7 protein-coding genes are annotated in these 4,567 nt (G+C 43.4%); all 7 read right to left on the bottom strand.

Annotated features, from left to right (window positions below):
• Positions 1-285 precede the first annotated feature (285 nt).
• Positions 286-810 carry a DivIVA domain-containing protein gene (locus VKA52_RS01600; protein ID WP_089652830.1) on the bottom strand — a complete coding sequence of 175 codons (525 nt, stop codon included), beginning with the start codon at positions 808-810 and terminating at the stop codon, positions 286-288.
• A 77-nt stretch (positions 811-887) separates the two neighbouring features.
• Entirely contained in the window at positions 888-1,661 is a 774-nt protein-coding gene (locus VKA52_RS01595; RefSeq protein WP_326313957.1) for a YlmH family RNA-binding protein, read from the bottom strand.
• A 73-nt stretch (positions 1,662-1,734) separates the two neighbouring features.
• Complete coding sequence (locus VKA52_RS01590) at positions 1,735-2,004, bottom strand: YggT family protein (protein ID WP_089652828.1); 270 nt, start codon at positions 2,002-2,004, stop codon at positions 1,735-1,737.
• A 3-nt stretch (positions 2,005-2,007) separates the two neighbouring features.
• On the bottom strand, positions 2,008-2,457 hold the full coding sequence (locus tag VKA52_RS01585) for a cell division protein SepF (protein ID WP_326313956.1): 450 nt from the start codon (positions 2,455-2,457) through the stop codon (positions 2,008-2,010).
• A 21-nt stretch (positions 2,458-2,478) separates the two neighbouring features.
• A complete protein-coding gene (locus VKA52_RS01580; protein WP_326313955.1) occupies positions 2,479-3,150 on the bottom strand; it encodes a YggS family pyridoxal phosphate-dependent enzyme in 672 nt (223 codons plus the stop codon).
• An 18-nt stretch (positions 3,151-3,168) separates the two neighbouring features.
• Positions 3,169-3,969 (bottom strand): peptidoglycan editing factor PgeF, encoded by an 801-nt coding sequence (gene pgeF / locus VKA52_RS01575; RefSeq protein WP_326313954.1) that lies wholly within the window; start codon positions 3,967-3,969, stop codon positions 3,169-3,171.
• A gap of 57 nt (positions 3,970-4,026) precedes the next feature.
• Complete coding sequence (locus VKA52_RS01570) at positions 4,027-4,302, bottom strand: YlmC/YmxH family sporulation protein (RefSeq protein WP_326313953.1); 276 nt, start codon at positions 4,300-4,302, stop codon at positions 4,027-4,029.
• Positions 4,303-4,567 lie beyond the last annotated feature (265 nt).

Raw genomic sequence — 4,567 nt, 5'->3', positions numbered from 1 at the left:
GAGAATCTATTCCATGGTAAAGGGGCGGAGGGAAACGGTGAGACTCCTATGGGACGTGTGGGACAGGTGAGACCCCGGAAGGCGTAGCCTGAGGAGGCTCACCGCCCGCCCCATGGAAAGCGAACCTTTTCCCGGAGCCCTAAACTCTCACAAAAATCTCGAAACTGAGTCTTCAAGAAACCTGCCAGTTTGCTTAAGAAGGGGTGGAAGAGAAAAGGTGCCGTTCTTGTAGGAACGGCACCTTGATTTGTATGAAAGTATGATTTCCGTATGTACGGGTTGGAATTAAGGCTGGGAGCTGTATTCCTCTTCCATTTTACGCTCGACTTCTTTCTCATCATCAAGCTCTGTATCAAACAGATGATCCCAGTCATCGTTGTCAATCATATCGATTTGAGCTTCTACCAGCATACGAAGTCTTGTTTTGAAAACTTTCGCCTGTTTTTTCATGTCTTCTACTTCGATATTAATGCGACGGGATTTTTCAAGAGCTTCATTGATGATACGATCGGCGTTTTTTTCTGCTTCTTTCACGATTAGTTTCGATTCTTTGTTCGCACTGTTTTTTACGTCTTCTGCGGTTTCTTGAGCGACGAGAATCGATTTATTGAGCGTCGTCTCGATATCGTTGAAGTGACCCAGACGCTCGTTCAACTGACTGACTTCGCGTTCAAGCTCTTTCTTCTGACGTATGACGATTTCATAATCTTTGATGACTTGATCAAGAAACTCATTGACTTCATCTTCATCATATCCTCTGAAACCGCGAGTGAATTCTTTGTTATGAATATCCAGTGGTGTTAATGGCACACCATCCACCTCCCCAAAACATCTATCTATCTTAATAAATTCGACAGGAACCTACGTTATCCTTCTTTGCTGCTGCATTAATTTAATTTTGATGTCATCACTTTATATTTCTCTTTCTTTGTCTCACCCAGCACTTCATCCAGACGGCTCCTCCCTTTTCCACGTAAAGAAATGAGATCGCCTTCCTCTAATAAAAATGAAGCATCTTCTACGGTACGGAAATTGACCTTCACCTGTCCTGCTTCAATAAACATGGATGCCTTATTGCGTGACATCCCGTAAATTTCCTTAACCATAACATCCAGGCGTAACGAAGAAACAGTCATTTGTTTCGTAGCCCAAGTTTCATTGCTCACTATACGCGCAGATAATGGCTTTTCTTCAAACTGTACATTGGAACGTTTAATACCGGTTAAGTTCATTTTAATATAGTCACTGATTTCAGAGGCTGCTGTAATTTGAATCGTGCCCTCCTGCACAACGAGGTCCCCCATTTTCTCTCTGCGAATCCCCAACGACATAAAAGCACCCAGAACATCCCGATGCTCAAGCGTAACAAACTTTTGAGGATAAGGTGCTTCGAGAAGCGTCAACTGAAAGTCACTTTTTTCAATGATTTCATAATCCGGAGCAATGATCGCTCGTTTGCGTTCACTTCCTTCAGCCCCGCCTTCCAATCCGTAAATCAGATCCGGGTCATTCCCCATAAGCGCCTTCATAATCATTTGTTCCCTCGGATCGAGGAAATCTGTCAGCTTCCGCTGATATTTAAGAGACACATCTTCACGAAAAGATAAGACTTGATCTATAAATGGCTTTTCTTCTTTACGAAAATGCTGATAGATATCCACCTAAAAAACCTCCATAATTACCAAAAGGAACAGATGTGAGAACATAGATGTGCTCTCTGATCTGTTCCTCGACTTATAATCCCATAATGATGTAATATAATTCGCCTAACCCTGCTCGCGCAAAGTTCAGGACGAGAATGGCCACAATCGGCGAAATGTCAATCATCCCAAGTGGAGGAATGATCTTTCGGAAAGGTTCCAGGAATGGCTCAGCCAACCGGGAAAGAACTTCACCGAAACTGGATTCACGTGCCCCAGGGAACCAGGACATTAAAATGTAGATGATGAGAATCCAACTATAAATTTGTAGTGCAGTCATTAAAATCTGAAACAAAAACGCCATGTCTTACCACCTTCTGTTAATATCATCGTCTTCTTGAGCAATCATTTCAGAAATAGACCCTGAAATTTCAACGTTATCAGGAGTACAAAGAAATGTTTGAGTTCCAAGTTTCTGAATATCTCCACCTATAGCATATACCGTTCCGCTTAAAAAATCTACAATCCGCTTTGCCTGATGATGGTCGACACGTTGTAAATTGATAACAACAGCCCGCCGGTTCACCAGCTGATCAGCGATATCCTGAGCTTCATTATAGCTGCTCGGCTCACTCAATACCATTTTTGATGAGGACTTAGCACTTTTCAAACTGACAACATTGCCCGGTTCCTGTTTCTTCGCCCCTCGTTGACGCTGGGCAGAATCTTCTTCGTAATCATCTTCCACTTCTTCTTCAATGTACTCGTATTCATCATCCAACGTGAAAAACGAACGAAATTTATTTTTCATGCTCATTTTCATCACCTCTGATTTTATTTATTCACCGACAAGACTGGAGCCAAGACGGATATGTGTTGCTCCTTCTTCAATCGCCAGTGCAAAGTCGTTGCTCATTCCCATGGATAAATATTCACAAGGGGCGTGACGATAACCTTTATCCCTGATGCGATCCCTTAATGCCCTCAATTGGCGGAACACGCCACGTAGTTTCTCTTCGTCTTCCGTATGTGGGGCCATCGTCATCAGTCCTACCACTTTAACATTTTCATATTGACTCAATGCTTCTATGAAAGATTCGACCTCTGAAGCTGCTAACCCATGTTTGGATTCTTCTTCACTTATGTTGACCTGAATGAAACATGGAACCGGGCAGCTGGCCCTTTTGTTAATTTCTTTTGCCAGTGACTTCCGGTCAAGGGAATGGATCATAGAGATTTGTCCAATTACCTCTTTTACTTTTCTTGACTGCAACGTCCCAATAAAATGCCAGGTTGCCTGATCACCGATTTCCTCGTATTTTTCCAGAAGGCCTTCTTTCCTGTTTTCCCCAAGATGTTTGATTCCTGCATCCAGCGCTTCCTGTGCACGTTCAGTAGTAACGTATTTGGTAACAGCTATAAGAGTGATTTCATTTTTAGCTCGTCCACTATTTTTACAAGCCTGTTCTATTTGTTGATCTATTTTTGCTAAGTTATCTTCAACCGACATGTTAGAACTCCTTCCCGCTCACAAAGTCCGAAGCGTGATAAACCCAAGCATACGCCCCGTCCTTCCTTGATCGCGCCGGTGGGAATAAAACGTTTGATCTTCCTCGTATGTACAAAAACCAGTCATTTGAATATGTTCTTCCTTCAAGCCTTCCTCGATCATCATTTTCTGGTGAAGAACTTTCAGGTCTAATTGATATTTCCCTTTTCCTTTACTCATCACACATTCTTTTTTGTAGTTTTCAGGAATGAAGCTTATCACACGGTCATCGACTTCATAGTGTTTCCTACCAATGGAAGGACCAATGACAGCCTGTATATTTTCGAGCTTACACCCTTTTTCCTGAAGCGCCCGGATCATCTTCCCTGCCATCCCGTTTACTGTTCCCTTCCACCCAGCATGGGCAATACCTACCCATCCTGATTCTGAATCAGAAAAATATAACGGTACGCAGTCCGCATAAAAAGCCCCGAGTACCAGATTTTTCTCATTGGTTATCAATCCATCAACGTTGGCGACGGCGGTTTCTAAGGAAGTCGTACCCGCACCGGCATCCCTCTGATCTACGGCAGCGACTTCGGTGCCATGAACCTGTTCACCGATCACCCATCTTGAAAGTGGAATGCCGATTTCCTCAGCAAGCGCTCGTCTATTCTTCAACACATCTTCCTTTTTATCAGATACATGGAGCCCCATGTTCAGTGAATCAAAAGGGGCTTCACTATGTCCCCCTTGACGTGTTGTCAATCCTGCAGTCACATGCTGGTGGGAATGAAAACAAGTCATCTGTCTAAGGGAATGTGATTGGAAAGGTTCCATTTGAACACCACCTCAATTTCACTCCATTTTAACACATTTTTCATCCAATTTCTTCTCTTATTCGTCTGATTCTGTCTTTTGTACCGTAGAAATGCTTTTGTAACCATTTTTTTTCACTAAAATGACATCAGCCCCGATGTTGATAATTTGATCCCAAGGAATCGTCATCTCTTCTTCCTTCCCAAATAGCCCCATCGCTTTTCCTTTCATTGTGAGAACAAGCCCCTTAAGCCTGCCTCTTTGTGTATCGATATCAAGGTCACTGATATAGCCCAGGCGTTCTCCTGTTTCCATAGCAATGACATCTTTCATCTGCAGTTCTGTGATTTTCATTTCTCCTCACTCTCCTTACTCCCACTATATGCATAGAATCAATAAATTAGAAAACAGACAAATCGATTCCACCCATTTACTCAAACCCTTATTAATGTATATGGCAGGTTTCTTGAAGACTCAGTTTCGAGAAGTTTGTTGAGTGGATGGGGCTACGGGGAATAGCTCGCTTTCCGCGGGAGCGCGATGAGCCTCCTCAGGCTGACGCCTTCCGGGGTCTCACCTAGCACTCTTTTCCCGCAGGAGTCTCGCCATTCCCCTCCGC

Origin of the sequence: Halobacillus sp. HZG1 (assembly GCF_035818575.1) — a bacterium.
Classification (GTDB): Bacteria; Bacillota; Bacilli; order Bacillales; family Halobacillaceae; genus Halobacillus; species Halobacillus litoralis.
The sequence above is the reverse complement of the archived record's forward strand: the minus strand, read 5'-3'. Positions and strand labels throughout refer to the sequence as shown.